Source organism: Nonomuraea sp. NPDC000554 (genome assembly GCF_040300065.1).
GTDB lineage: Bacteria > Actinomycetota > Actinomycetes > Streptosporangiales > Streptosporangiaceae > Nonomuraea.
Genome location: NZ_JBEPDC010000032.1, coordinates 54,641 through 77,106 on the forward strand (window position 1 = coordinate 54,641; position 22,466 = coordinate 77,106).

Consider the following 22,466-nt stretch of genomic DNA (forward strand, 5'->3'; position numbering starts at 1 on the left):
CACACAACATCGTCCAGCGACAAGCCGACGCTAGCTGCCTGCGGTGCGGCGTCGGCTCAGGTAGGCGGCGCAGGCATTCATCGTGATGGCGATTCAGCTGGCCGCGGAGACCTCCTCCGGAGCAGGTGGCGGCGTGCCTCGGCGTAGTCCAGGTCCTGCGTCCGGGCGTCGGGCAGGGTGATGGACTCGGCGAGGGTCAGCCCGGCTCATTCCTGGGCGCTGAGGACCGATGCCCAAGCCGCTGTTCTCGGTGACGTCGGCGGGGCCATGTGGTCGGCGAAGCACCAGGCGCCGACCATGCAGCGGCCCTTGCGGGGCAGCGCGCGGCCGATCCGGATGCTCCCGACTTGTTCGTCGCGGCTGTGGCCGACCTCCACGCAGGGCGCGGTGGAGTGGCCGCGGGCGGGTGTGGTGTCGATAGAGCCGACGGGGCCGCCCATCACAGCACCTTGGTGCCGTATATGTCGCCGAGCGGTCGGCGATCAGCTTCAGTCGGCGGGAACTCCAGCACGTCCTGGTAGAACCGGATGGTCCGCTCCACGTCGCTGCTGATCAGCTCCGTATGGTGCAGGCCTCGCGCTGACAAGGCTCCCCGCTGCTCGGCCGGCCGCAGATGCCGGTCTCGGATGAGCTGGCGCTGGGCATCGAGGGCCGCTCGGTCCCAGGCGGCGTCTTGTCGGATGTCGGGACATCGTTCTTCTTGGTGAAGCTGCCGGTGTGGGTGCCGGGTCAGGCCGCGATGGTGGCGTGCATCTCCCACACCAGGATCTCGGCCGGCTCCGTGGCGATCACCCGCTGGCCGCCGGTGGCGGTGAACCGGACTGTGTCGCCAGTCGCCAGCTCCCCTGCCCCCTCCAGGCTGACGGCGCCGCGCGCCACGAACAGGTGCAGGTAAGGGGCCTCGGGGAGTTGGACAGCCTGACTGGGCTGGAGCCGTGCGGCGTACAGGGCGGCATACTTGTTCCTGATGCGGATCGCCGCCTCGCCGTCGTGCTTGCTCATCCCCGAGGCGACCGGGACCAGGCCGCCGGAGAGCAACTCGTGCTCGATCTCCAGCTGCTCGTAGCCCGGCGTGATGTTGTTCTCATCCGGTACGACCCACATCTGGATGAAGTGCACCGGGTCGCGGTGAACTTCCCCGCCAAGGCGCCAGGAGTCGTTCTTCTCCGAGTGCAGGATGCCGCGGCCGGCGCTCATCCGCTGCGCCAGACCGGGATAGATCACGCCGTTGTGCCCGGTGGAGTCCTGGTGGACCAGCGAGCCCTCCAGCACCCAGGTGACGATCTCCATGTCCCGGTGCGGGTGGGTGTCGAAACCGGTGCCGGCGTCGACGATGTCGTCGTTGTTGACCAGCAGCAGACCGTGGTGAGTGTTGCGGTGGTCATAGTGGTTGCCGAAGGAGAACGAGTGCTTGGAGTCTAGCCAGCCGAAGTCGCTCGTGAAGCGCTCCCCGGCGCGGCGAAGGTCCACGCCGGCCGGAAGAACGATGTCGCTCATGATGCCTGACCTTTCGAAATGGGTGGTGAACCGGGCGCTTTCAGGCGGTCTTGATCGCCGACACCTCGAACTCGAGGACGATCTTGTCGCTGACCAGGACGCCGCCGGTCTCCAGCGCGGCGTTCCAAGTGATGCCGTAGTCCTTGCGGCTGATCGTGGCCGAGCCCTCGAAGCCGGCCCGGAGGTTGCCGAACGGGTCGGTCGAGGCGCCCTCGAACTCGAACGGGATGGTGATCGCGTTGGTCACGCCCTTGATGGTCAGGTCACCGGTCAGCTCCAGGCTCGTCTCGCCGGTCTGGCGGACGCCGGTGGTGACGAAGGTGATCTGCGGGTGCTCGTCCATCGCGAGGAAGTCGTTGCTGCGCAGGTGCGCATCGCGCTGCTCGTTGCGGGTGTCGATGCTGGCGGCCTGGATGGTTACGCTCGCGCTGGACCTGCTCGGGTCGGCGCCGTCGGCGGTGAAGCGGCCCTCGAACTCGTTGAACGCGCCGCGGACCTTGGTCACCATCGCGTGCCGGGCGACGAACCCGATTCGGGTGTGCGCCGCGTCGATGACGTAGACGCCGGACAGGTCGGCCAGCGTGGCGGGGACGGCGTCGACGGTGGTCATGGCATTGCTCCTTGTGGTCAGCTCGGCGCCACCCCATTTAGGTGACGCATCACGTACATGCGGTCCCAACCTATGTGACGTGTCAACTATTCCCGGCTAGGCTGCGTCCATGGACGCAGCGAGCCCGTGGTTGACCGACAAGCAGCAGCGCGTCTGGCGCAGGTGGCTGACGTTGAACGCCCGGCTGCCGGCGGCCCTCCACCGTGAGCTGCAGGCGGACGCCGGCCTGTCTCTGCAGGACTACGACGTGCTGGTCCAGCTCACCGACACGGCCGATGGCCGGATGCGGGTCTCCGACCTCGCCCGCGCCCTGCACTGGGAGCGCAGCAGGCTGTCGCACCATGTCACCCGCATGGCACGCCGCGGACTCGTCGAGCGCGAGGAGTGCCCCGACGACGGGCGCGGCGCCTTTATCGTGCTGACACCGGCAGGGCGCGCGGCCATCGAGCAGGCGGCACCAGCTCACGTGAGCACCGTGCGGAAACTCGTCTTCGACTCGCTCTCCGACGAGGAGCTCGACAGCCTCGCCGCCATCACCGACAAGGTGCTCACCCAGCTGGAGCCGGACGCGACGCCATGAACGCGGCAGATCCCCGCGTCGGTGCACCCGTCGTCGGGCGCCGAGGTGGAGTTCGAGCGTGTCGCGGTCACCGCCGAGCATGTCGTGACCTATGCCGACTGCCCGCCTTCGGTCACCGGGTGCGGGCTGTCGTTGGTCGTGGTCCGCGGTACCTCAGCGGGTGTCGCGGGCCGCGCGGCGGATGAGGTCGGTGACCGCCTCGGGCACGGAGACCGAGATCACATGTGAGGCGTCCTCGACGGTGACAGTGCGGGCGTCGGCGCGCTCGGCCATCCACTGCTGGGCCTTGGGCGGGATGTTGTGGTCCTTGCCGGCTCGCCCAACGAGTGGGCATCAGCCCCAGGACCCTGTACAACCACATTCCGCGTCCGAGCCAGCTCCGAGCCCACAAGCCACACCACGGCGGCGATTCGCTTTCCTAGACGCGGCTTCCTCGAGCGACCATGCCCCCAACGCTTGAGCGGAGCCGGACGCACAGGTGAGCGGCCCGCTCATGACACCGCCGCGCGCCGGTATCGACGCCGCACATCGCCCTGCTGCCGGCGCCGCCTGACCGCGTCACCGTCCGCTAGCCAGGGGTCCGGCCGTGCGCGCTACGGGCGCACGGCCGGCAGGGCGGGGTCGTGGTCGCAGATGGCCCTCAGGACTTGGCGTTCGTCGATGTTCGGGGTGGCCAGGGCCCAAGTGATGGGCAGGCCGGCGGGGGTGCAGATCAGGTGCGGGCGCAGGCCCCAGAACCAGCGTGACTGGGAGCAGCAGTAGCCGTAGCCGGCCAGCTCGGAGCGGCGGGTGGTGGGGCGTGAGCGGCCGCACTCGACGGGCGTGGAGTCGACGACCCATATCGGGTCGGTCCACAGGTCGGTGTCGCGGGCCAGCGCTCGGATCGCGCGTTTGAGCAGCGGCAGGGCCTTGGGAGGCGCTTGTTGTAGCCGGACTGGCCGGGCAGGTACGGGAACGGGCCGGGCAGGTGCTCGGGGACATAGCGCAGCCAGCGGGCCTTGACCTGGTGATCTTGACCTTACGCGATGCCCGTCTGCACGTCCTGCTCGCCGAACGCCGCGCTGATCCCTTTCGGGGGACGCTCGCCCTGCCTGGAGGGTTCCTTCGCGACCACGACGAGGCCGTCGAAGCCGCGGCGCGCCGGAAGTTGTCGCAGGTGCCCGCTGGATGCCGGTGGACGAGGCTCTGCATGCCTCCGCCGGCGTGGAGTTGGCGTTCGACCATGGGCGGATCCTCGCTGACGGCGTCGAACGCGCCCGGGCCAAGCTGGAACACACCGCGCTCGCGACCGCGTTCTGCGCCGAGACCTTCACAATCTCCGAACTTCAGGAGGTGTACGAGGCGGTGTGGGGAGTTCAGTTCGATCCCCGCAACTTCTACCGCAAAGTCGCGAGCACGCAGCTACCGGCAGCCAGACGGCCCAGCATGCGGCCCAAGGTGGCGAGCACGCATGAACGAGCGTCCTCCATTGTCATGCTCGGGCCGCCGAGGCCGCGGCGTACCTGGGGTGGGGCGAGCACGCCTTCCTGGAGGAGATGGACGGGCACAGCATCCGCCCGGGACGCTTCGGCCGCTATGCCCGCGCCGACCTCGAGGCCCTGGCCGACGGCCACCTGCGTGTGCCGCCACGCCGCGGCGACTGCGCCTCTGCGGTCCAGCTTGAAGTATCGCAGCTGTAGCAGATCCGTTGCGGATTCTCCCTCAGGGTGCTCAAACGCTGCGAAGGACTGAAACCACGATGCCCAGCACTACGGCGCTGTCGCCGTTGATGATGTCGTAGGCGGGGTTGCGCGGTTCGAGAAAGACGTGCCCGTTGCGTCGGCGATACACCTTGACGGTGGCCTCTCCATCGATCATTGCCGCGATGATCTGGCCCGAGTGCGCCTCGGGCTGCTGCCGTACCACGACGATGTCGCCGTCGCAGATCGCGGCGTCGATCATGGAGTCGCCCCGCACCCGAAGGCCGAACACGGTGCCGCGCCCAGTGAGGTCACGAGGCAGCATCAGCGTGCCATCCACGTGCTCGTCGGCCGGAATGGGAATACCCGCGGCGATGTCTCCGACCATTGGCACGGTCACCACGTCGTCGGCCGGTTCCGGCTGAGAAGCTCGCAGGAACAGACGCACGTCGATCGGCCGAGTCATCGTCGTGCCCCGGCGGAGAAACCCCTGCTCCTCCAAGCTCTTCAGGTGCTTCGACACCGACGAGGACGACCGCAGCCCGACCGCGTGGCCGATCTCGCGCGTGCTCGGCGGATACCCGTACTTGACCACCCAGTCCCGGATCGTGGCCAGGATCCGCTGCTGGCGCTGCGGCAGAGCCGAAAAGTCCAGGTACTCGAACGCGTCAGGATCGTCGTAGGTGGTCACGTGCGCAATGCTAGAGGCCAGCACCTGCCGCGAACCCATCAGTGTGGCAAGCCATTCGCATCGGGGTCCCGTACTGGTGGGGTCTCCTCTTCAACTGTCGCGAGTTGTCCGCTTCACAGGGGCCTACGGTGACGTTCGGTGTTCCCCGGCGGCCGACGGACGGCGTCCACCCTCGTGAACAGGGGCAGATGGACTCAGCCAGCCAGGCGATCCCGGATCAAGTGGCCGGGTGGACACAAGCCACCCGGTGGCGTTGTTCGAGCAGTCGGTGGCTGCGGCGGCATCGGGTACTGCTGCCCGGGGTGACCGTGCTGGGGCGGCCATTCAACGACGAAAAAGCTACCCGCCGGTTACCTTGCGGCTGGTGTCTGAGCTAGGACTCCGGAGCCGACCTGCAGCGTCTCCGCACTACGAGAGATCGAAGGGGGCGGGGGAGTGGCCTTCCCAGATCCGGCGGGAGGCCTGTTCGGGGTAGGGCAGAGTCTCCGAGTCGGCGTCCAGGACGCGGGTGAGCTGCTGGTCGGGTCGGTAGGTGGCCCATCCCGCGTCGCCGGTGGTGACGAAGCGGATCCATGCCTTCTTGAGTTCGTGGGAGAGCGCGACGGCCTCGGGGGTGGGCTCGTCGCCGATGAGCTGCGCGCCGACGGGGCTGCCCAGCGTGCCGAACGCCAGGGGGACGTCGAGGCTGTGGCAGGCGCCCAGGGCGCCGCCGAGGACCGGGGCGGTCCAGCGCAGTTCGAACAGGTACGAGGTGCCGCCGGCTGCGGCGTTCGCCTCGGCCAGCTTCTGTGACGGCATGCGGAAGAGGGCGTCGGAGTACACCGTCTCCACCAGCTCCTCCGGGCCGGCCTGCGGAAACGCGGCACGGTACGCCTCCGCGCCGTTCGGCGGGGCGAGCAGTTCCAGGGCTGCACGGGCGTCCTGCTCGGTGAAGGTGCCCTGCCGTCCGCTCATGACGCTGAACAGCCGGAATTCGTCCCGGGTGTGGCCGACGAGCAGCTCGGTCCCGCTCGCGCGCGCGCCGGTCAGCGCGGGCCAGGGCGTTTCGGGGAGGACCTCGCCGTCGACGACGGGGCACAGGGCGGTGCCGGTCTCCGTGAGTCGTCCCCAGCTCTCCCGGTGTGCATGGAGGCCGGCGTTGAAGGAGGTGAGCTCTGCGGCCAGGTGCCAGGGGTCGATGTCGCGCAAGGCCGCAGCGGTGGGGGTCGCCGCGCCGAGCCGGTCCGCGAGCGCGGCGGTGACCTGCCGTGCCAGCGCGGGGGTGCTGTGCAGCCCCGGCACCGAGTGGGCGATGGCCCGCCGGAACAGGCCGCGCGCCGACTTCATCGTAAGGAGGGCGGCGACCGACCCTGCCCCGGCAGACTGTCCGGCCACGGTGACCTGGTCGGGGTCGCCTCCGAAGGCGGCGATGTTCCGCTGCACCCACTCCAGCGCCGCGATCTGGTCGAGGAATCCGCGGTTGGGCGGCGCGTCGTCGAGGAACGCGAAACCCTCCGCGCCCACGCGGCAGTTGATGGTTACCACGACGAGTCCCGCCTCGGCCAGCGCTCCCGGGTCGTACATCGGGTCGCTCGACGCCGCCGAGATGTAGCCGCCTACGGGGATCCACACCAGCACCGGCAGTCCTGCCGCGCCCGGATCCGGAGTGCCGACGTTGAGCGTCAGCCAGTCCGTGCCCTGCGGCGGACCCGCGTCGACCGGCAGGGACAGCGGCACCACGGGGCCGAACTCCGCCGCCTGCCTCGTCCCCTCCCAGCGGTGCGGCGGGGCAGGCGCGGCGAAGCGGAACGCTCCCACCGGGGGCTGGGCGTAGGGGATGCCGCGGAACACCGCGTGCCCCTGCCGCCGACGCCCCTGCACCACACCTTCTGTGGTCCGCACGCTTGGCTGTTCAGGCAGTTGTTCAGGCATGACGCTTCCGTCCTCGAGTGGACCTCTGGCTTATAGGTCAACTGTATTATGTCAACTGTATTGGAAAGGCTCCGGGGTACGAGGGAGAGGCCGGCGATGCCGAAACAAGTGGATCACCGCGGACGCCGCGAAGCGATCGCCCGCGCGCTGTGGCGGGTGGTGGAGCAGCGCGGCGTCGCGCATCTGACGATGCGCGTGGTGGCGCAGGAGGCGGGCATCTCCCTCGGGCAGCTGCAGCACTATTTCGCCTCCCGGGCCGCCATGCTCTCCTTCGCCATGGACTTCGCGTCCGAGCAGACCTCGCTGCGCGTCGACCAGGGACTCGAGAAGCTCGGTGACCGTCCGCACCCCCGTGACGTGCTGCGACTGACGCTCGCGGAAATGCTCCCCCTGCATGCCGACGCCCGCGCGACCAGCCGGATGAGCGCCGCCTACGTCCTGGAGGCGCTGCACGACGAGGCCGTCCACGAGCAGGCCCGCCGCGGCCTCGCCCAAGGACGGGCCCTCATCGAGCAGTTGGTCCGCCATGCGGTCGCCGACGGGCACATCGACTCTGACCGCGACCCGGCGACCGAGACCAACCTGCTCCTCGCCCTCACCGGCTTCACCCCCCTGATCGAACTGGACGTGATCAGTCCCCAGGACGCGCTCACCGCGATCGATCTGCATCTGGACAGGCTGTTCAGCGGGAACGATCGGAGTGCGTGACCTGCGCCCGCGCGCGGGGACAGGGTCGACGGTCCATCGCCGGCGATGACGCCGGGGGCGGCTTGCCGAAGAGGCCGGCACGTCCTCGGCGATCGCCTCCCACTGCGCCCCGGCCAGCAGCCGGGCGCGGGTCGGCCCAGCGCAGCGACGGCGAGGCGAACACATCCCTGATCGCCAGGGCCCGCATCAGGTGCTCCAGCACGCACACGACGTACGCGTCCCGGTCCACCGCGCCCGGCGGCAGGTCCGGGTTGGCATACACCGCCCGTTTCCACGACGCGGTCACCAGCGCGGCGTCGATCTCCTTGGGCAGCAGCGGCTTCTTGCCGACCTGCCGTCGCGACAGCTCCGGCAGCCGGCGGGACTTTGGGAACCCGAGATCGTCGACCAGCTTCACCGTCGTGCAGAGGAGTACGGACGAAGCCGTCGGGTCGTGCACTGACTACGGACCGCGCAAATGTCCGTACTCGCCTGCGCACGAGGTCTTTCCCCAGGTCGCGCGTGCACGCGACTTCGGAGACTGACATCGCTATCGGTTGGCGGGCTCGCGGGCGCAGGGGGTGGAGCGGGTGGAGCGGGTGGAGCGGGTGCCGATCAGCGCGCGCACGCCCAGGGCGCGGGCCCGCTGCTCGGGCCAGGTGATCTCGATGCCGGACCGGGCCAGGTCCTGGCCCATCTCGCCGAGCAGCAGCGCGGCTTCGGCGGCGCGCACAGTGAACCTGGCCGGGCGGTCCTGCTCCAGGAGCCGCTGCAGCGGCGGCCAGAGGCGGGCGGCGGCGCGCAGAGACCGGCGGATCTGCTCCAACGGGCGCGGGTCGGCGCCGTGCTCGGGCAGGTACTCGGCGGCGTCGACGAGCCGGGCCTGGCCGCCGGGCGAGGCGGTCCTGATCCGCAGCACCGCCCACAGCAGCTCGGTGTCGTCGGGGCTGCTGGCGGGCGGCGGCTTGATCGTCACGACCAGGCCGAGCGGCGGGCGGGGGTCGAGGATCGTGTTTGATCTGGTCCGTCCACGCCACCAGGTCCGGACTCTGCGGGCGCCGAGAGGGGCTGTGTAGGAGGCTGAGCCGAGCGCGGGCGCGGTTCCCGAGCCACGCGCGACCGCGTCGGCCAGAGCGTCCAGGACGCGACGCACCACGATGCGCGGCGCCCACAGGCGGTACGGGTTGCGGGCGGCAGGGACGCAGTGCGCGTACGGGGGCATTGCCTCGGCGAGATCGGCAGCGGTGGCCTGCTGCCCTGAGGTGAGGGGCCCCAGGTGCCAGGCGTCGCGGCCCGTGGAGTCGGTGCCCGGGTACACGCGCTCGTCGGCGATGGCCTCAAGGCCCAGGCGGATGACGGCCCGCCAGGTCTGCACACTGGGGTGCACGCCGTCACCGTCCAGCCGGGCCGGCACCCCGGACAGCAGCCTCAGCGGCACCGGCCGCCTTCGGTCTGGACAACGTCCTGGACTTCCGCTGGCAGCTGACCGTCGACGGTGACGGCCTGACGGATGCCGAGATGGACGCCCTCGCCACCGCCGGTCGCGCCCTTGTCCACCTGCGAGGCCGCTGGCTGCTGGTCACCGCGCAAACCGCCCGCCGCGCAGCGAACCGCGACCTTGGCACGCTCCCCGCGGCCGAGGCGCTGACCGCAGCCTTGGCCGGCAGCCTCACCGTCGACGGCGACCTGGTGGCCTGCGAGCCGACCGACGCGCTGGCCGACCTGGTGGAATTCCTGCGCGTCGGCTCCCACCAGCCCATCCCCACACCCTCCACGCTGAAGGTGGCGGAGCTGGTGCAGCGTCCACCCCTGGCCGTGCGGGTCGAGCTGGGCCGAGGCGGTCTTGAACAGGTATTCCGCGCGCGGGTAGGACAGCCGGCCCCGGCCGGTGGTCGGGCAGGCGTCGGCGGCCGCGGGTGCGCGGGGTCCGGAGGTGGGGGCGCGCCGGTCGGCCAGGAAGAGCGGTCCGGTGGTGCGGCCGGCCAGCAGGCGGGGCAGTAGCCGTGCGGTGCCGGTGGCCCAGTGTACATATTCGATGGCGCCCCCCTTGGAGACGACGCGGGCTCGGCGGAACTCCAGATCGAGGTCTTCGACATTGAGGGACAAGATCTCTTCGGCGCGGGCCGCGGTTTCGTACAGCAGCCGCCAGAGCACGCGTTCGCGCAGGGCGTGGGTGGTGTCGGTGAACAGCGTCTCCAGGCGGGCGGCGGGGATGGCGCGGTCGCCGCGGCGTGTGGGCGTGCGGCGCTCCAGCCGGCGTGCGGGGTTGGTGGCCAGCAGGTCCTGGCGCTGGGCCCAGGTGGTGAAGGAGACCAGGGCCGACAGGTGCCGGTTCCAGGTGGCCGCCGCCGCGCTCGACCACCGGTCCATGACCGCGGCGTAGTCCTCAGGGGACAGGTCGGCGGCGGGCCGGTGCCCGGCGAGGGTGGCCAGGCGAGTGAGGGTCTTGGCGTAGCTGTGGCGGGTGGTCGTGGTCTGCAGGGAGCCCAGGAAGCGGTCGACGGCGGCCTCGACGCTTAGGCCCGGGGCCGGGCCGTCAGGGGCGGCGGGCGAGCTGGGGAACGCGACGACGGGCACGGGGGCCTCCCTCCCGGGATCGATGTGACAGATAACGCTACCGAGTCGGCTCGCGTCTGGCAGGTGCTGAGCTGGGCCTCGCCGGGACGAGGTGCGCATGTGCGACAGGTAATGCCAATTCCCTGTCATAGGCCAGCGTGGCCTCACTCTTACGCTACATCACAGATAGTTATTGCCTGACTACTTTCAGTATGCATTGGTGGTGTGGATCGAGCAGAAGATCCACCAGCAGAAAGGAAATATCACCATGTCGCAGACGTTCATGCCACGCCTGACCGCCCCGGTCGAGCGCACCGTCACCGGAGCCGCCGCGACGCAGACCGCCGGCCTCGACCAGTCCATCTATTACCCGGGAGCCGGAGTCCCCTTCGCCGACGAGGGCGACGAGTAACCGACCACGAGACGGGGTGGGCGCCGGTATGGCCCGCGCCTTCCCCCGCACAGCACACCCATTCCACTGCCACTAGCAGGAAAGGACATCCCACCATGTCACAGACGTTCATGCCGCGACTGGCCGCCCCGGTCGAGCGCACCATCACTGGAGCTCCGGCCAGTGACGCCGCCGGCGCTACCCCGTCCTTCACGGGCGCGTGGAACGGCGTGGCCTTCGCTGATGAGGGCGACGAGTAGCCGATGAGGCGGTGAGCGTCGGCGCACCGGTCGGCGCGCCGACGCTCACCCTCCCACGACAGGTACGCCGGGAGTACGGGAGCGGATGCGGGATGGGCGAAGTGGCGGCGATCGCGGGACTGACGCGGTTGTGGCAGCGGACCACCGGGGACGAGCGGGTGACGGTGGCCGTGGTGGACGGCCTGGTCGAGCAGGATCACCCGGCCTTCGCCACAGCGAGGCTGACCCAGATCCGTGACCTGTGGCCCGGCGGTCAAGCGGCGGGCCAGGCGGCGGCGCACGGCACCGCGGTGGCCAGCGTGCTGTTCGGCCGCCACGAGGGCCCCGTCCCCGGGGTGGCGCCGGGCTGCCGGGCGGTCAGCGTGCCGGTGTTCGCCGAGGGGCGGCGCACCGCCCAGCTGGATCTGGCCCGTGCGATCGAGCTGGCCGTCGATGAAGGCGCTCACGTGATCAACGTCAGCGGCGGCCAGCTGGCCGACCCCGGCGAGGCCGAGGACGCCCTAGCCCGAGCGGTACGCCGCTGCCGCGAGCAGAACGTGCTGATCGTGGCCGCCGCCGGCAACGACGGCTGCCTGTGCGACCACGTGCCCGCCGCGCTGGACGGCGTGCTGGCCGTCGGCGCGTGCGATGCGGCCGGGCGACCGCTGGAGATGAGCAATTACGGGCCGGGTAGCCGTCGCCAGGGTCTGCTGGCCCCCGGCGACGACGTACTGGTGGCGGTCCCGGGCGGCGGGACCGGGCGGATGAGCGGCACCAGCCTGGCCGCTCCCATCGTGGCCGGGGTGGCGGCCCTGCTGCTCAGCCTGCAGCTGCGGCAGGGCCGCAAACCCGACCCGCTGGCTGTCGCGGAGCTGCTGCTGGCCACCGCCGATGCGTGCGACCTGCCGAATGACCCGGACGAGGCCTGCGCGCGGTATCTGAACGGAACCCTCAATATCACGAAAGCGGTGAATGTTGTGACCACCACCTCTTCCTCTGCTACTGCGTCTGCCCCATCTGCCGACCCCGTGGGCGACATTGAGGCAGCCGCGCAAGCCGTTGTCATGGCCTCCTGCGCCGGGCCCGAGCCGGGCGGATGCGGCTGCGCCACCGACCCCACCCCGATGCCGGATGCGGGCGTGACGGCCAGCGCGGCCATCAGCACGGCCATCAGCACGGCCATGACCGCCCCAACTCCCTCCCAGGCCAGGGGCGGCGAGCGCGGCGGAGTGCGGGCCTCGGCCGAAGCCCCGGGCGCGCCGGCGGCGCGGCGGCTGGTGTACGCACTCGGCACACTCGGCTACGACTTCGGCACCGAGGCCCGCCGCGACACCTTCAAACAGCTCATGCCCGCCGTGGAGGTGGACGGCGTGAGCGTGCCGGCCAACCCCTATGACCCGCGCCAGATGGTGGACTACCTGCGCGGCAACCCGTCGGAGGCCACGCCGCTGATCTGGACGCTGAACCTGGACCTGACCCCGATCTACGCCATCGAGCCGGTCGGCGGGTACGGGCCCGGCGTCTACGAGCGGCTGGTCGAGTTCCTGGAGCGCCAGCAGCGGGCCGAGGACGACGCCGAGTTCGTGGATCGCATCTCGGTGCCGGGCACGCTGCCGGGCCGTACCGTGCGGTTGTTCAACGGCCAGCACGTGCCGGTGATCGAGATCGACCTCACCCGCGGCCTGTACGGCTGGTCGGTGGCCAGCCTGGCGCACGCCGTCGTGCACGAGTGCAACGTGCCCGAGCACAACCAAGGGGCCGGGCACGGCGGGCCCGATGACGATCGTCTCGCCGACGCCGTCGCCGACTTCCTCCAGCGCATCTACTACGATCTGCGCAACTTCGGCGCCACCAGCCGTGACCGGGCGCTGAACTTCGCCGCCACCAACGCCGTCCAGGTCCGCCAGACGCTGGCCGAGGCCCTCGGCAAGGGCATGGCCCTGCAGAACATCGACACCGAGAAGAGCCCCTACGGCCGCCCGGACAGCGACTGCTGGGACGTCAAGCTGCGCTTCTTCGACCCCGACAACAGCCGCCGGGCCAAGCGCGTCTACCGCTTCACCATCGACGTCAAGGACGTGCTGCCGGTCACCCTCGGCCCGGTCCGCTCCTGGCCCGAAGCCTGACCCGCCCCGCCCGGAAGGAGAGTGCGGTCATGTCCCTGCTGCCGCCCCAGTCGCCGCCGGTGCGCCGCGAGCTGGCGATCGACCCCTACACCACCATCGCCCTGCACCCGCGCACCCCCGCCCACCTGCAACGGGTGCATGTCTGGCTGCTGTACGGCGCCAACACAGGCGACCCCGCCGCCTACTGCCTGCCCAGCTATGAACAGGCCAAGCTGTCCGCCCTCTAGCCCGGCACACCCCCGCTTACCTGGAGCACCCGCCCGATGCCCCACACCACCCCGCCACCGCTGTCACTGCTGTCACCGCCGGACGACACCGCCCAGCAGCAGGGGGATCGGGCGGCCGCCCCCAACCCGGCCCCGACATCCCCCGCCCCGACGCCCCCGGCCGCGACACCTGCGGCCCGCTACCCCGCCCAGGCGGTGCCCGGCATCCCCGCCCTGTGGCAACACACGCTCGGCGATGCGGACGTCGTCATCGGTGTCGTCGACGGCCCGCCCGACACCTCCCACCCCTGCCTGACCGGCGCCAACCTGGAGGCGCGCGAGCCATGGTGGCTACCGCCCACCCCAGCCGGCAACAAGCTGATCGAGCACGGCACCTTCACCGCCAGCGTACTGGCCGGCCGGCCCGGCACCGTCCTGCCCGGCCTCGCGCCCGGCTGCCGCCTCATCGCCCTCGGCCTCCCCGCCGACGAGCACGTCAGCCACGACCCGCACTCGGCCGCCCGCGCCATCGAAGAGCTCCTGCAGGCCGGCGCCCACATCATCCAGTACACCCCGGCCCACCACACCGCCTCGCACGATGCCGACCCAATGCTGAAGCGCGCCATCGCCCAAGCGATCGAGGCAGGCGTGCTGATCTGTGCCCCGGCCGGCAACGACTACGGCCGCAACAGCATCGCCCCCGCGATCCTGCCCGGCGTACTCGCGGTCGGCGCGCACCGCGCCGACGGCGCCATGTTCTTGTTCAGCAACCTCGGCCCCGCCTACCACGGGCACGGCATCACCGCCCTCGGCGAGGCCGTCCTCGGCGCCGTACCCAGTGGTGGCATCAAAGCCCAAAAGGGCACCTGCGTGTCCGTCGCCCTGGTCACCGGCACCGCCGCGCTGCTGATCAGCATGCAACGCCACCTCGGCCACGCCCCAGACCCGCTCGCGGTACGCGACGCACTGCTGACCACCGCCCGACCGTGCACCCCAGAGCAAGCCCACGGCGAGCCAGTGCGCTGCCTGAACGGCTACCTCGACCTGCCCGCCGCCACCACCCTCCTGTTCCCCGGCCTGCCCCTGCCCGCGCCGCAACCCCAGCCGACGCAGCCTCCCACCGTTGCGGGTAGTGGTTGACCTGCGGGAATGGGCTTAACGTACGTTTTCGTTCCGCTGCACTTCGACCCCCGAGTGGTGCGGGGCCGTGTTCTGGACGGGGCGCGCTCACACACGAGGCGGCCCAGCCGGCAGCACGCCTGTACCGGACGCCGCCCCGTAATGAGCTGAGGACCTCGGTCTGCCCTGCGGCCTCTTGCTGCGGCGGCTCACGCATTGGCAATCGCCACCTAACCGTCGTACTCGGCGTCGAGCTGCCACGCCACGGTGCGATCTTTCAGCCCCTGTCTCAACCGCAGGCCACACGCATTCGTGAACACCCCCCTAGTGGGTGGCCTCGATGAGGTAGCGCAGTTCTTCGTGGACGATCTGGCGCACAGCTTGGGGTGTGAAGTTGTGTGGGTAGGTCGCGGTCTGGAGCGTGAGGCCGTCGATGAACACGTGGAGTCGCATGGCCTGACCTTCCAGACGGGCCTCGGTGAACTCCTGCTCCAGGCGATCGGGGAGCGGAAGGCCGTGGCAGGAGGCGACCGCCAGCCGGCAGATGTGGCGTTCCCCAGGCCAGGCCGCATGGCGCAGCTCCGCCAGAGAATCATCCACGTGCGAGCGCACCAGGCATGCCAGCCACACGTCCACCTCGACGCGGCGGTTGTCGTCGAGCGGAAGAAGCTCTTCAAGGATGAGCTGGGCGCGCTGCATGCCCTGCAGGTCCGGATCGAGGAGGTGGTCGCTGATGCGCTTGGCGACACTTCTGGCGACGGCCTGCGCTGCGAAGCTGAGCAGACCGGCCTGATTGTCGAAGTAGTGTCGCAGTCCGCCGACCGAGACGCCTGCTGCCTCGGCGACCTTGCGGACCGTGGCTCCTTCGATGCCGTCCCGACTGATGATCTCCCAAACGGTGCGAACAAGTTCCTCGCGTCGCCGCCCGTGGTCCACGATCTTGGGCATGCTCCTATTACAGCACATGCGTACGGTTTCCTATAAAGTACAAGCGTGCGAAATAAGATGTCGCGACGATTCCTGCATCACCCGCCTCTGGAGCTGGGCATTCTGGTCACCGGCTTGGCCTTGATCGCCGGGTCGGCTCTATGGCTGGCGCTGAACGGCGACACTGGCATCCGATATTCGGCTGATCACACCGGCACCGTGCCTATGTGGCACCGCTGGATCCCCGCCCTGGCCGGGCTGGTGCTCATCCGGCTGCTGCAGCCCAAGACGACCCCCGTCGTCGGTGTGCCGACAGGCCGCGGGCTTCATCTCCAGGCCATCGTCCTATTGGCATCAGCCGTGCTCTTCGCTGTGACGCTTTGGCTGTCCGGTGGCGGTGAACCGATCCACACGCTGCTGAAACTCAGCTTCCTGCTCGCCGTCCCCGCACTGCTGTTCTGGCTGTCACGGCGCAATTTCACACGTCAAGGCCACATCCATGAAGATCCTGCGGCCTGGCGTCATTACGGTCCCATAGTGCCAGTGGTTGCCTGGCTCACCCTCACCTACACAGGCCCGCTGGCCGTGCCGCCCAGCAACTATGCGGCGACTGTCGATCCCGTTACGTTGCTGGTCACGTTCGCCGTCGTGTTCGTCGTCAACAGCCTGCTCGAGGAGGTTTTCTATCGGCGTTGGCTTCAGACCCGATGGGAGCACATCCTCGGCCGCTGGCCCGCCATCGTGCTGGCTTCCCTGCTCTGGGCGGCTTGGCATGTCGGCATCCAGGGCACGGGGCACCTACCCGCAGACCTCGCTTCGGTCTTCGTCAATCAAGGAGTGCAGGGGTTATTCCTCGGCTATCTGTGGAGCCGATACCGACTGATGTGGCCCATCCTTGTTGTCCACGCTGCCATGAACGCCGCCCCAATTCTGCTGGGCATGCTGTAGCGCCTGCCGCTCGAGCTCGTCGACGGGTCGGCGTCTTCCCACTTCCGCGGCCAAAGCCGCTGGCGGGCGCCTCATCGGGGGCGGGTTGATGAAGTGCCATCAGGAAGGCGGCCAGGGCGATGGCCGCCTCCGCCGCGCGCGTGACGGGGGCGCGGTCGGCGGGCTCGCCTGGCACCCAGGTGGTGACGATCCAGGGGCGCGGAAACCGCGCGGAGGGCTCGTCCAGCGCGGAGCCGGTGGCCAGGTTCCGGACAGCGGCGATGGTCGCCTCGGCGCCGTCGCAGAGCTCGGCGATGGCCTCGGCGCGGTCGGCGGCGAACCGGACCTGCTGCTTGTGCAGCCGCGCCAACGCCCGCGAGGCGGCCATGCGGGGTCCCAGTGGCAATGGAGCAGAAGCCAACGAACCCGCCCCTGACCTGCAGTGACGTGGCGTTGTGCGCTGAGGCAGAAGGACTATCCGCCCTAGAAATTGGCACTGTGTGCAGGGGCAGCGTACTCGGGTGGGTCTGTTCGACGGCGTCGGGGTAGTGCTGGGCCTTCTCGAGCTCGCTGGCGTCGCGGCCGAGCCGTTTCCTCGCCGTTCCCGAGCGCGGAAAGAATCTTCGCCCAGGCGGCGGACCACCAGGGCGAACTGGCGGATCGCCTCAAGGACGGCCTTGGTCAGGGGACGATGACGTGGAAGCCGGTGTCGCGGGCGCCGGAGGCGGTACACCTTCATCTTCATCTTCTCGACGGAGAACGGCCGATGCGTCGCTGAGCTGAGCCCTGTGGTCAGCCTCGACGGCACCGGCCGTAACCTCCTCCACATCCCCTCACGGGAAACGCGCGTCGCCGGTGAGGGTCAGCGGTGCAGCAGGAGCGGCAGGCTGCTCCAGCCGTGCGCGATGAAGGACGGGACGTGCGCCAGGTCGGTCTCGTCCTCGGCCAGCCGCAGGTCCGGGAACCGGGCGAACAGCGCGGGCAGGGCGGTGAGCGCCTCCTGGTAGGCGAGTGGAGCGCCGATGCAGCGGTGCACGCCGATGCCGAAGGCCAGGTGCTCGTCGTGTTCCTTGGCCGGGTCGAACCGGTCGGCGTCCGGGCCGTGCTGGTCGGGGTCGTGCCCGGCCGCCAGGTAGCTGGTGATGATCGCGTCGCCCGCCTCGATGCGTACGCCGCCGATCTCGATCGGCTCGATGGCGAACCGCAGTGGCAGGTTGGCGATCGACGGCGCCCACCGCAGCGTCTCCTCGATCACCGCCTCCCAGGAGATCTCTCCCGCCAGGACACGCCGGAGGTGGTCCGGGTGGGTGAGCAGGGCGTGCACGGCGTTGCCGATCAGGTTGACGGTGGTCTCGTGCCCGGCCGCGATGAGGAGGAGCAGGGTGTCGCGCAGCTCGTCGTCGCTGAGCGAGTCGCCGCTGTCGCGGACGTTGATCAGCTCCGTGGTCAGGTCATCGCCCGGGTGCTCGCGTTTGTAGGTGACCAGGGCGGGCAGCACGGTGCCGATCTGCGCCGCCGTGGCCGCCGCCTGCTCCGGGGTGGCGGTGGTGTCCATGATGGCCTCCATCATCTGGGCCATCTCCACCTGCATGTGCGCGGGGACGCCGAACAGCTCGCAGATCACCCGCATCGGCAGCGGGTGGGCGTAGGCGCTGCGCAGGTCGACGACCTGGCCCGGCGGCAGCGCGGCCATGGCGCCCAGCAGCTCCGAGACGAGCCCCTCGACGATCGGCTGCATGGCCTTGGTACGGCGCGCGGTGAAGCTCGGCGCGATCAGCTTGCGCAGCCGCCGGTGCTCCTCGCCGTAGGCGCTGAGCATGTTGGACACGCCGATCCAGGTCATGATCCAGGTCCAGCCGGGCTCGGTGAGCGCCTGGGGCAGCAGCCGCCAGTGCCGCTTGTCCTTGCTGACCAGCGGATCGAGGATGAGCTGCTTGAGCAGGTCGTGCCGGGTGACGGCCCAGGCCGGGATGCCTCCTGCTAGCTCTACGAGGACCAGGGGGCCGAGGTCACGGAGCCGGCGGACCTCACCGGGGAGGTCGGCCCCGAAGGGGTCGAGGACGACGGGGGGTGTGCTGCCCAAGGGGATTCTCCTGGTTGATCAGGGTGGATGGGGGTGAAGCGCACCGGCAGGTGAGCCAGCGCACGGTGGAACGGGCCGGGCCGCCAATCCAGCTTCTCGCGGGGCACGGTCAGTTCGAGGTCGCACAGGTGAGAGGTCAGGCGTTCGATCGCGGTCATGGCGATGAGCACGGCCGGGTCGCTGGCCGGGCAGCGGTGTGGCCCGGCGCCGAAGCCCAGGTACGCGCCGCCGTCGGAGCGCAGCTCCTCGGGCACGTTGGCAGGCTCGGTGTTGGCCGCGGCGTAGGAGACGAGGACCAGCTCGGCCGGCTGGATCCAGGTGCCGTGGAAGTGCACGGGCTGGCGCACGAAGTATGGGCCGTAGTTCGACATGGCGGGCTCGGCGCGCAGGGCTTCCATCAGGGCGTCGTATGTGCTGAGCGCGCCGTTGGTGAGCGAGCTGTAGTAGCGGTCGTCGCTGACCATCCGGGAGATCGTGTTGGAGATCAGGTTGGCCGTGGGCTCGTAGCTGGCGGCCACCACGAGCACGATGGTCTGCGCCAGCTCGTCGCTCTCCAGCCTGGCCGGATGGTCGATGAACCAGGAGGTCAGGTCGTCCCCCCGCTGGGCGTACTTGGCCTGGATCAGCTCGCCGATGTAGCGGCTGAACGCCTCGCTGCCCCGCGCGCCCGTCTCGCCGTCCGCCTCCATCAGGTCCGACAGGGCCTGGGTCAGGCCGGCGCTGTCGGCGTCGGGCCGCCCGAAGAGCAGGTTGAAGATGCGGGCCGGGATGAGCCGGGCGAAGTCGGCGACCAGGTCGGCCTCGCCCTTCGCGGCGAACTGGCTGATGAGCGAGTCGCACACCTCGATCACCATCTGGCGCAGCTTGTGCGGCTGGACCTGCTGGAAGCAGTCGGAGATCGCCTTCCGGTAACGGGCGTGCTCGGCCCCGTCGGAGAACAGCGCGTTCGGGCGGTGACCGAGCATAGCGATCATCCCGGCGGCCTCCGGGGTGTCGGGGAGCCGGTCCTGCCAGGCTCTGGGGTCTTTGCTCCAGACGCCGCCGGCGTTGGTGAGCACGTCCACGGCGGCCTGGTAGCCGATCGCCAGGTGGGCTTCGATGCCCGGGGCGATTTCCACGGGCGCGACCGCGCCGTGCCGCCGGCGCAGCTCCGCGTAGATCGCCTGCGGGTCCCTGGCGTACTCGGGTCCGTACAGGCGGCCGGCGTCCGGCAGGTAGCGCAGGGTCATGACAGCACCAGCTCTCTGATGTGCTCCACCAGCGCGATCAGCGAGGCGCGGGCGGAGGCGGGGTCGCGGGCGTCGCACACGAGCAGCGGCGTGCGGGGGTCCAGGTCGAGCGCCTGGCGCAGGGCGTCCGGCGGGTAGTCCGGCGAGTCGGGGAAGTGGTTGACGGCTACCGCGTAGCGGATGCCGGCGTTCTCCACCAGGTCGAGAACGGCGAAGCTGTCGTCGATGCGGCGTGTGTCGGCCAGCACCAGCACCCCCAGCGCGCCGTGGACCAGTTCGTTCCACAGCACCTGGAACCGGGTTTGGCCCGGCGCTCCGAACAGGTACAGCACCACGCCGGGCAGGGTGAGGCGGCCGAAGTCGATGGCGGTGGTCGTGGTCGTCTTCTCGTTCACGCCGGTGAGGTCGTCGACCAGCGTGCCCGCCTGGGTGAGCACCTCCTCGGTGTTGAGGGGCTTGATCTCCGACAGCGCGCCCACGATGGTCGTCTTGCCCACGCCGAACGGCCCGGCGATGACCAACTTGACCGGGATGTGTTCGGCACTGATACGGCTGTCAGAGGGCGCGGAGGCCACTGAGTACCAACTCCAAGATCTTGATGTCGGACATGTCGGCGGCTGGCGGATCGCGGGTCAGCAGCGTTCCACCGCCGACGAGCCCGGCGATGAGTAACCGCACCACGCAGTACGGCAGGCCCAGGTGCGCGGCGCACTCGTACGCCGATAGCGGCCCGTCCTGCAGCAGGGCGAGCAGGTGCGACCCCGGAGGGTCCAGCCCGTTGGTGGGGGCATCAGGCGCGATGTAGACCAGGGTCGTGCGCTCGACACTGATGTGCTCGGGCACGGTCAACCTCGCGGCGGCCATGTAATCCGGGACGACCCGCCGCCGCTGCCGTCCGGAGGTCATGCCCGAGCGCCCGGCGCCCTGGCCGCGCTCGCCTCGTTGAGAGCCTTGATCAGCTTCTGCACCTGGAGCTGCACCTCGTAGGCCAGCGAGCCGATGTTGACCGCCCCGGTGGCCGCGACCACGAGGGCAGCGCGGTCACCGGCCGGGGCGATGTAGTAATAGCCGCCGCCCACGGAGATGACGACGTCCACCACCTCGCCGTCGGCGCCGTTGCTGAGGCCGTCGCACAGGGCGCGGGCGGCACCCAGTACGGAGCTCGTCATGGCGGCGGCACGCTCGCCAGTCTCGGCGGTCAGGTCGGCCGAGCCGCCGAGGATGAGCCCGTCACGGCTCAGCACCACACCGCGGGCGACACCGGGCAGGGCCAGCAGCGGCGACAGGACCCAGGACACGTCGAGGGCCAACGGGCGCCCCTTGGTCTGAACACGGCCGGAAGCGCTGTGAGTGTCCATGGAGCGGTCAGTTCCCTTCGGTGAAGTCATGCTGCTGGGGCGGGAGCGCCTCGCGGCGGCCCGCTTCGGCTCCGACCTGGAAGTCGCCCCACCGCTTCTGAGCCTCCTCCGGGGTGGTGAGCACCTTGCCGTCCGCACCGTCAGAGCTGCCGGAACTCCCGGTGAGCCTGGAACCGGACGCGGGCCGCGGCGGCTGGCGGCGGCGCTGCGGCAGCTGCGCCAGGTCCTCGGCCGAGGCCCGCCGTTGTTCGGGCGATGCCGGAGGTTCCTGATGGAGCGCCGCCGCGGGCTCCGGTCGCGAGGTCGCCACGGTCCGCGTCCGGATGGCCGTGGCGGTGGCCGGCACGGGGGCGCGGACCGGCTCGGGTGCCAGCACCGACGGCCGGGTGTTCTCCGGCATCTCCACCAGCAGGGCGGTGGGAATGCTCAGCACGGCCTGGACGCCGCCGAAGGCGCTCTTCTTGACCGTGACCTGCATGCCGAAGTGCGCGACCTGGCGGCCGATGGCGGCCCACCCGGTGCGGGGCGGGTTGCCCAGGTCGACCAAGCGGACTGGGTGGGTGCCGCTCAAAAGCTGGGTCGCCCGGGCGTACTGGTCCTCGTTGAGGCCGACGCCGGCGTCGTCGATGACGATGGCGGCGCCGCTGTTGGTCTCGTGCACGGCGACGGTCACCTTGAGCGTGCCGTGGGAGTGGTGGACCGCGTTGGCCAGCAGTTCGGCGGTGGTGAACAGGATCGACTCCGCGGCACGGGCGGCGACTCCGATCCGGCGGCGCAGGTGGTTGGCCGGCCCCTCGATGCGCTGCTCGAAGTTCTCCACCCGGGAGATGGCGCCCACTACCAGGTCCACCAGGTAGGTGTCGTCACGTGACAGGCCGGGCGTGGCGCCGCAGGCGATGCCGGTGACCTGCACGCGGCGGATGATCAGTTCGTTGAACATGTCGAGCCCCAGCACCTCGCGCAGCAGCGTCGTGTGCTCGTCGCCGCTGTAGCGCCGCTGCACGCCCGCGAGCAGGTCCTGGGCGCGCAACGCCTGGGTCTGGACACGGGACATCGCGCCCCGGATGACCGCCTGGGCCGCTTCGTCGATGCGCTCGCCTTCGTCACGCACGCCGCGGGCGAACGCGTCCAGGATGGCGCGGTGCTGCTTGTCGACGTCCGTGCCGGCGAGAGCCTGGTTCTGCACGCCGGGCACGATTACGTGCGGGGCGCGCAGGTGGGACAGCAAGGCGGGAATCCGCTTCGAGATCAGGTGCTCGGTCTCGGCGCGCACGAGGTCCTGCTGGGCGCGCGCCTCGCGCAGCACCTCCGCGCCGTCTTGGGCCTGGCGTTCGGCCTGCACCAGCCGCTGGTTCCTGGCGCTGGTCTCGCGTGTCAGGTGCTCCTGCGCCTGACGGGCCTGAACGAGCTGCCCACCGACCTGGGCGAGGCGTCGGCGTACGCGCATGTGGAGGATCACCACGCCCGCGAGGGCGAGGACGAGTACGGCGAAGCCGATCACTATCGGGACACGGAAGAAGTCTGGCGGCATGACAGTCCTGGGGTCGGGGGCCGGCGGGGAAATGTCGACCGCCGAAGGGCCTGTGCTAGCGGCGCGTGTCGCTCTCGCGCGGCGGCCGGGTGGGACCGCGTCGGCGCGGCGCGCGCTCT

Annotated in this window: 23 protein-coding genes and 5 pseudogenes; 12 read left to right on the forward strand and 16 right to left on the reverse strand. The window is 70.3% G+C overall.

Annotation, left to right across the window (positions count from 1 at the left end; translation table 11 throughout):
- Nucleotides 1-439 precede the first annotated feature (439 nt).
- The 3 genes from ABT294_RS41700 to ABT294_RS41710 form a co-directional block, all read right to left on the reverse strand.
- Entirely contained in the window at nucleotides 440-586 is a 147-nt protein-coding gene (locus ABT294_RS41700) for a VOC family protein (protein WP_350811994.1), read from the reverse strand.
- A 143-nt stretch (nucleotides 587-729) separates the two neighbouring features.
- The gene (locus ABT294_RS41705) at nucleotides 730-1,497 is read right to left on the reverse strand and encodes a pirin family protein (RefSeq protein ID WP_350811995.1); all 768 of its coding nucleotides are present in this window, start codon (nucleotides 1,495-1,497) and stop codon (nucleotides 730-732) included.
- 40 nt (nucleotides 1,498-1,537) lie between these two features.
- Nucleotides 1,538-2,107 carry a YceI family protein gene (locus tag ABT294_RS41710; RefSeq protein WP_350811996.1) on the reverse strand — a complete coding sequence of 190 codons (570 nt, stop codon included), beginning with the start codon at nucleotides 2,105-2,107 and terminating at the stop codon, nucleotides 1,538-1,540.
- A gap of 109 nt (nucleotides 2,108-2,216) precedes the next feature.
- Here ABT294_RS41710 and ABT294_RS41715 point away from each other — a divergent pair, with 109 nt between their 5' ends.
- A complete protein-coding gene (locus tag ABT294_RS41715) occupies nucleotides 2,217-2,687 on the forward strand; it encodes a MarR family winged helix-turn-helix transcriptional regulator (RefSeq protein ID WP_350811997.1) in 471 nt (156 codons plus the stop codon).
- Nucleotides 2,688-3,283: 596 nt separating this feature from the next.
- On the opposite strand, the pseudogene ABT294_RS50930 reads toward ABT294_RS41715, so the two are convergent.
- Nucleotides 3,284-3,687, reverse strand: a pseudogene (locus ABT294_RS50930) (transposase family protein); the annotation flags it as partial.
- A gap of 6 nt (nucleotides 3,688-3,693) precedes the next feature.
- Here ABT294_RS50930 and ABT294_RS50935 point away from each other — a divergent pair.
- Both ABT294_RS50935 and ABT294_RS41720 read left to right on the forward strand, forming a co-directional pair.
- Nucleotides 3,694-3,777 (forward strand): annotated as a pseudogene (locus ABT294_RS50935) (NUDIX hydrolase); the annotation flags it as partial.
- 77 nt (nucleotides 3,778-3,854) lie between these two features.
- Nucleotides 3,855-4,418: an NrtR DNA-binding winged helix domain-containing protein gene (locus tag ABT294_RS41720; RefSeq protein ID WP_502912208.1), complete on the forward strand. Its 564-nt coding sequence runs from the start codon at nucleotides 3,855-3,857 to the stop codon at nucleotides 4,416-4,418.
- On the opposite strand, the gene lexA is transcribed toward ABT294_RS41720, so the two are convergent.
- On the reverse strand, nucleotides 4,398-5,057 hold the full coding sequence (gene lexA / locus ABT294_RS41725; protein ID WP_350811999.1) for a transcriptional repressor LexA: 660 nt from the start codon (nucleotides 5,055-5,057) through the stop codon (nucleotides 4,398-4,400). The genes ABT294_RS41720 and lexA overlap by 21 nt on opposite strands.
- A gap of 408 nt (nucleotides 5,058-5,465) precedes the next feature.
- Nucleotides 5,466-6,968 (reverse strand): carboxylesterase/lipase family protein, encoded by a 1,503-nt coding sequence (locus ABT294_RS41730; RefSeq protein ID WP_350812000.1) that lies wholly within the window; start codon nucleotides 6,966-6,968, stop codon nucleotides 5,466-5,468.
- Nucleotides 6,969-7,064: 96 nt separating this feature from the next.
- Between ABT294_RS41730 and ABT294_RS41735 the strand changes: the two genes are divergently transcribed.
- Nucleotides 7,065-7,676: a TetR/AcrR family transcriptional regulator gene (locus ABT294_RS41735; RefSeq protein ID WP_350812001.1), complete on the forward strand. Its 612-nt coding sequence runs from the start codon at nucleotides 7,065-7,067 to the stop codon at nucleotides 7,674-7,676.
- Between the two features lie 69 nt (nucleotides 7,677-7,745).
- Here ABT294_RS41735 and ABT294_RS41740 read toward each other — a convergent pair.
- Together ABT294_RS41740 and ABT294_RS41745 are read right to left on the reverse strand one after the other, a co-directional pair.
- Nucleotides 7,746-8,037: pseudogene (locus ABT294_RS41740) on the reverse strand (hypothetical protein); the annotation flags it as partial.
- Nucleotides 8,038-8,205: 168 nt separating this feature from the next.
- Nucleotides 8,206-9,093, reverse strand: coding sequence for a hypothetical protein (locus ABT294_RS41745; RefSeq protein WP_350812002.1), 888 nt, complete (start codon nucleotides 9,091-9,093; stop codon nucleotides 8,206-8,208).
- A 26-nt stretch (nucleotides 9,094-9,119) separates the two neighbouring features.
- Here ABT294_RS41745 and ABT294_RS41750 point away from each other — a divergent pair.
- A pseudogene (locus ABT294_RS41750) lies at nucleotides 9,120-9,251 on the forward strand (SNF2 helicase-associated domain-containing protein); the annotation flags it as partial.
- 198 nt (nucleotides 9,252-9,449) lie between these two features.
- On the opposite strand, the pseudogene ABT294_RS41755 reads toward ABT294_RS41750, so the two are convergent.
- Nucleotides 9,450-10,361: pseudogene (locus ABT294_RS41755) on the reverse strand (tyrosine-type recombinase/integrase); the annotation flags it as partial.
- Nucleotides 10,362-10,431: 70 nt separating this feature from the next.
- Between ABT294_RS41755 and ABT294_RS41760 the strand changes: the two are divergent.
- From ABT294_RS41760 to ABT294_RS41780, 5 genes are all read left to right on the forward strand, one after another.
- A complete protein-coding gene (locus ABT294_RS41760; protein ID WP_350812003.1) occupies nucleotides 10,432-10,623 on the forward strand; it encodes a hypothetical protein in 192 nt (63 codons plus the stop codon).
- 95 nt (nucleotides 10,624-10,718) lie between these two features.
- Complete coding sequence (locus ABT294_RS41765; protein ID WP_350812004.1) at nucleotides 10,719-10,862, forward strand: hypothetical protein; 144 nt, start codon at nucleotides 10,719-10,721, stop codon at nucleotides 10,860-10,862.
- A gap of 11 nt (nucleotides 10,863-10,873) precedes the next feature.
- Nucleotides 10,874-12,967 (forward strand): PatA/PatG family cyanobactin maturation protease, encoded by a 2,094-nt coding sequence (locus ABT294_RS41770; RefSeq protein WP_350812005.1) that lies wholly within the window; start codon nucleotides 10,874-10,876, stop codon nucleotides 12,965-12,967.
- 29 nt (nucleotides 12,968-12,996) lie between these two features.
- A complete protein-coding gene (locus ABT294_RS41775) occupies nucleotides 12,997-13,194 on the forward strand; it encodes a hypothetical protein (protein WP_350812006.1) in 198 nt (65 codons plus the stop codon).
- A gap of 36 nt (nucleotides 13,195-13,230) precedes the next feature.
- Nucleotides 13,231-14,313, forward strand: a complete 1,083-nt coding sequence (locus tag ABT294_RS41780) for a S8 family serine peptidase (RefSeq protein WP_350812007.1) — start codon at nucleotides 13,231-13,233, stop codon at nucleotides 14,311-14,313.
- Between the two features lie 303 nt (nucleotides 14,314-14,616).
- Here ABT294_RS41780 and ABT294_RS41785 read toward each other — a convergent pair whose 3' ends face one another.
- Complete coding sequence (locus tag ABT294_RS41785) at nucleotides 14,617-15,240, reverse strand: TetR/AcrR family transcriptional regulator (RefSeq protein WP_350812008.1); 624 nt, start codon at nucleotides 15,238-15,240, stop codon at nucleotides 14,617-14,619.
- Nucleotides 15,241-15,285: 45 nt separating this feature from the next.
- On the opposite strand from ABT294_RS41785, the gene ABT294_RS41790 reads away from it, so the two are divergent.
- Together ABT294_RS41790 and ABT294_RS50940 are read left to right on the forward strand one after the other, a co-directional pair.
- Nucleotides 15,286-16,167 (forward strand): CPBP family intramembrane glutamic endopeptidase, encoded by an 882-nt coding sequence (locus ABT294_RS41790; protein WP_350812009.1) that lies wholly within the window; start codon nucleotides 15,286-15,288, stop codon nucleotides 16,165-16,167.
- A gap of 119 nt (nucleotides 16,168-16,286) precedes the next feature.
- Nucleotides 16,287-16,592, forward strand: a complete 306-nt coding sequence (locus ABT294_RS50940; RefSeq protein WP_502912209.1) for a hypothetical protein — start codon at nucleotides 16,287-16,289, stop codon at nucleotides 16,590-16,592.
- Between the two features lie 416 nt (nucleotides 16,593-17,008).
- Here ABT294_RS50940 and ABT294_RS41800 read toward each other — a convergent pair whose 3' ends face one another.
- From ABT294_RS41800 to ABT294_RS41825, 6 genes are read right to left on the reverse strand one after another with little or no spacing between them, the layout of a single operon-like run.
- On the reverse strand, nucleotides 17,009-18,229 hold the full coding sequence (locus ABT294_RS41800) for a cytochrome P450 family protein (protein WP_350812010.1): 1,221 nt from the start codon (nucleotides 18,227-18,229) through the stop codon (nucleotides 17,009-17,011).
- Nucleotides 18,133-19,458, reverse strand: a complete 1,326-nt coding sequence (locus tag ABT294_RS41805) for a cytochrome P450 family protein (RefSeq protein ID WP_350812011.1) — start codon at nucleotides 19,456-19,458, stop codon at nucleotides 18,133-18,135. Before ABT294_RS41805 ends, ABT294_RS41800 begins: the two co-directional genes overlap by 97 nt.
- Nucleotides 19,455-19,979 carry a GTP-binding protein gene (locus tag ABT294_RS41810; protein WP_350812012.1) on the reverse strand — a complete coding sequence of 175 codons (525 nt, stop codon included), beginning with the start codon at nucleotides 19,977-19,979 and terminating at the stop codon, nucleotides 19,455-19,457. The genes ABT294_RS41805 and ABT294_RS41810 overlap by 4 nt, the downstream gene beginning before the upstream one ends.
- A 34-nt stretch (nucleotides 19,980-20,013) precedes the next feature.
- A complete protein-coding gene (locus ABT294_RS41815; protein WP_350812013.1) occupies nucleotides 20,014-20,364 on the reverse strand; it encodes a DUF742 domain-containing protein in 351 nt (116 codons plus the stop codon).
- The gene (locus ABT294_RS41820; protein ID WP_350812014.1) at nucleotides 20,361-20,768 is read right to left on the reverse strand and encodes a roadblock/LC7 domain-containing protein; all 408 of its coding nucleotides are present in this window, start codon (nucleotides 20,766-20,768) and stop codon (nucleotides 20,361-20,363) included. Before ABT294_RS41820 ends, ABT294_RS41815 begins: the two co-directional genes overlap by 4 nt.
- Nucleotides 20,769-20,823: 55 nt before the next feature.
- On the reverse strand, nucleotides 20,824-22,347 hold the full coding sequence (locus tag ABT294_RS41825) for an ATP-binding protein (protein ID WP_350812015.1): 1,524 nt from the start codon (nucleotides 22,345-22,347) through the stop codon (nucleotides 20,824-20,826).
- Nucleotides 22,348-22,466 lie beyond the last annotated feature (119 nt).

What these genes read in the sequence shown, in the direction of transcription:
- ABT294_RS41705 (WP_350811995.1), bottom strand. Translation starts at nt 1,497, where the DNA reads ATGAGCGACATCGTTCTTCCGGCCGGCGTGGACCTTCGCCGCGCCGGG.
- ABT294_RS41710 (WP_350811996.1), bottom strand. Translation starts at nt 2,107, where the DNA reads ATGACCACCGTCGACGCCGTCCCCGCCACGCTGGCCGACCTGTCCGGC.
- ABT294_RS41715 (WP_350811997.1), top strand. Translation starts at nt 2,217, where the DNA reads ATGGACGCAGCGAGCCCGTGGTTGACCGACAAGCAGCAGCGCGTCTGG.
- ABT294_RS41720 (WP_502912208.1), top strand. Translation starts at nt 3,855, where the DNA reads ATGCCGGTGGACGAGGCTCTGCATGCCTCCGCCGGCGTGGAGTTGGCG.
- ABT294_RS41730 (WP_350812000.1), bottom strand. Translation starts at nt 6,968, where the DNA reads ATGCCTGAACAACTGCCTGAACAGCCAAGCGTGCGGACCACAGAAGGT.
- ABT294_RS41735 (WP_350812001.1), top strand. Translation starts at nt 7,065, where the DNA reads ATGCCGAAACAAGTGGATCACCGCGGACGCCGCGAAGCGATCGCCCGC.
- ABT294_RS41765 (WP_350812004.1), top strand. Translation starts at nt 10,719, where the DNA reads ATGTCACAGACGTTCATGCCGCGACTGGCCGCCCCGGTCGAGCGCACC.
- ABT294_RS41775 (WP_350812006.1), top strand. Translation starts at nt 12,997, where the DNA reads ATGTCCCTGCTGCCGCCCCAGTCGCCGCCGGTGCGCCGCGAGCTGGCG.
- ABT294_RS41780 (WP_350812007.1), top strand. Translation starts at nt 13,231, where the DNA reads ATGCCCCACACCACCCCGCCACCGCTGTCACTGCTGTCACCGCCGGAC.
- ABT294_RS41785 (WP_350812008.1), bottom strand. Translation starts at nt 15,240, where the DNA reads ATGCCCAAGATCGTGGACCACGGGCGGCGACGCGAGGAACTTGTTCGC.
- ABT294_RS50940 (WP_502912209.1), top strand. Translation starts at nt 16,287, where the DNA reads ATGGCCGCCTCCGCCGCGCGCGTGACGGGGGCGCGGTCGGCGGGCTCG.
- ABT294_RS41805 (WP_350812011.1), bottom strand. Translation starts at nt 19,458, where the DNA reads ATGACCCTGCGCTACCTGCCGGACGCCGGCCGCCTGTACGGACCCGAG.
- ABT294_RS41815 (WP_350812013.1), bottom strand. Translation starts at nt 20,364, where the DNA reads ATGACCTCCGGACGGCAGCGGCGGCGGGTCGTCCCGGATTACATGGCC.
- ABT294_RS41825 (WP_350812015.1), bottom strand. Translation starts at nt 22,347, where the DNA reads ATGCCGCCAGACTTCTTCCGTGTCCCGATAGTGATCGGCTTCGCCGTA.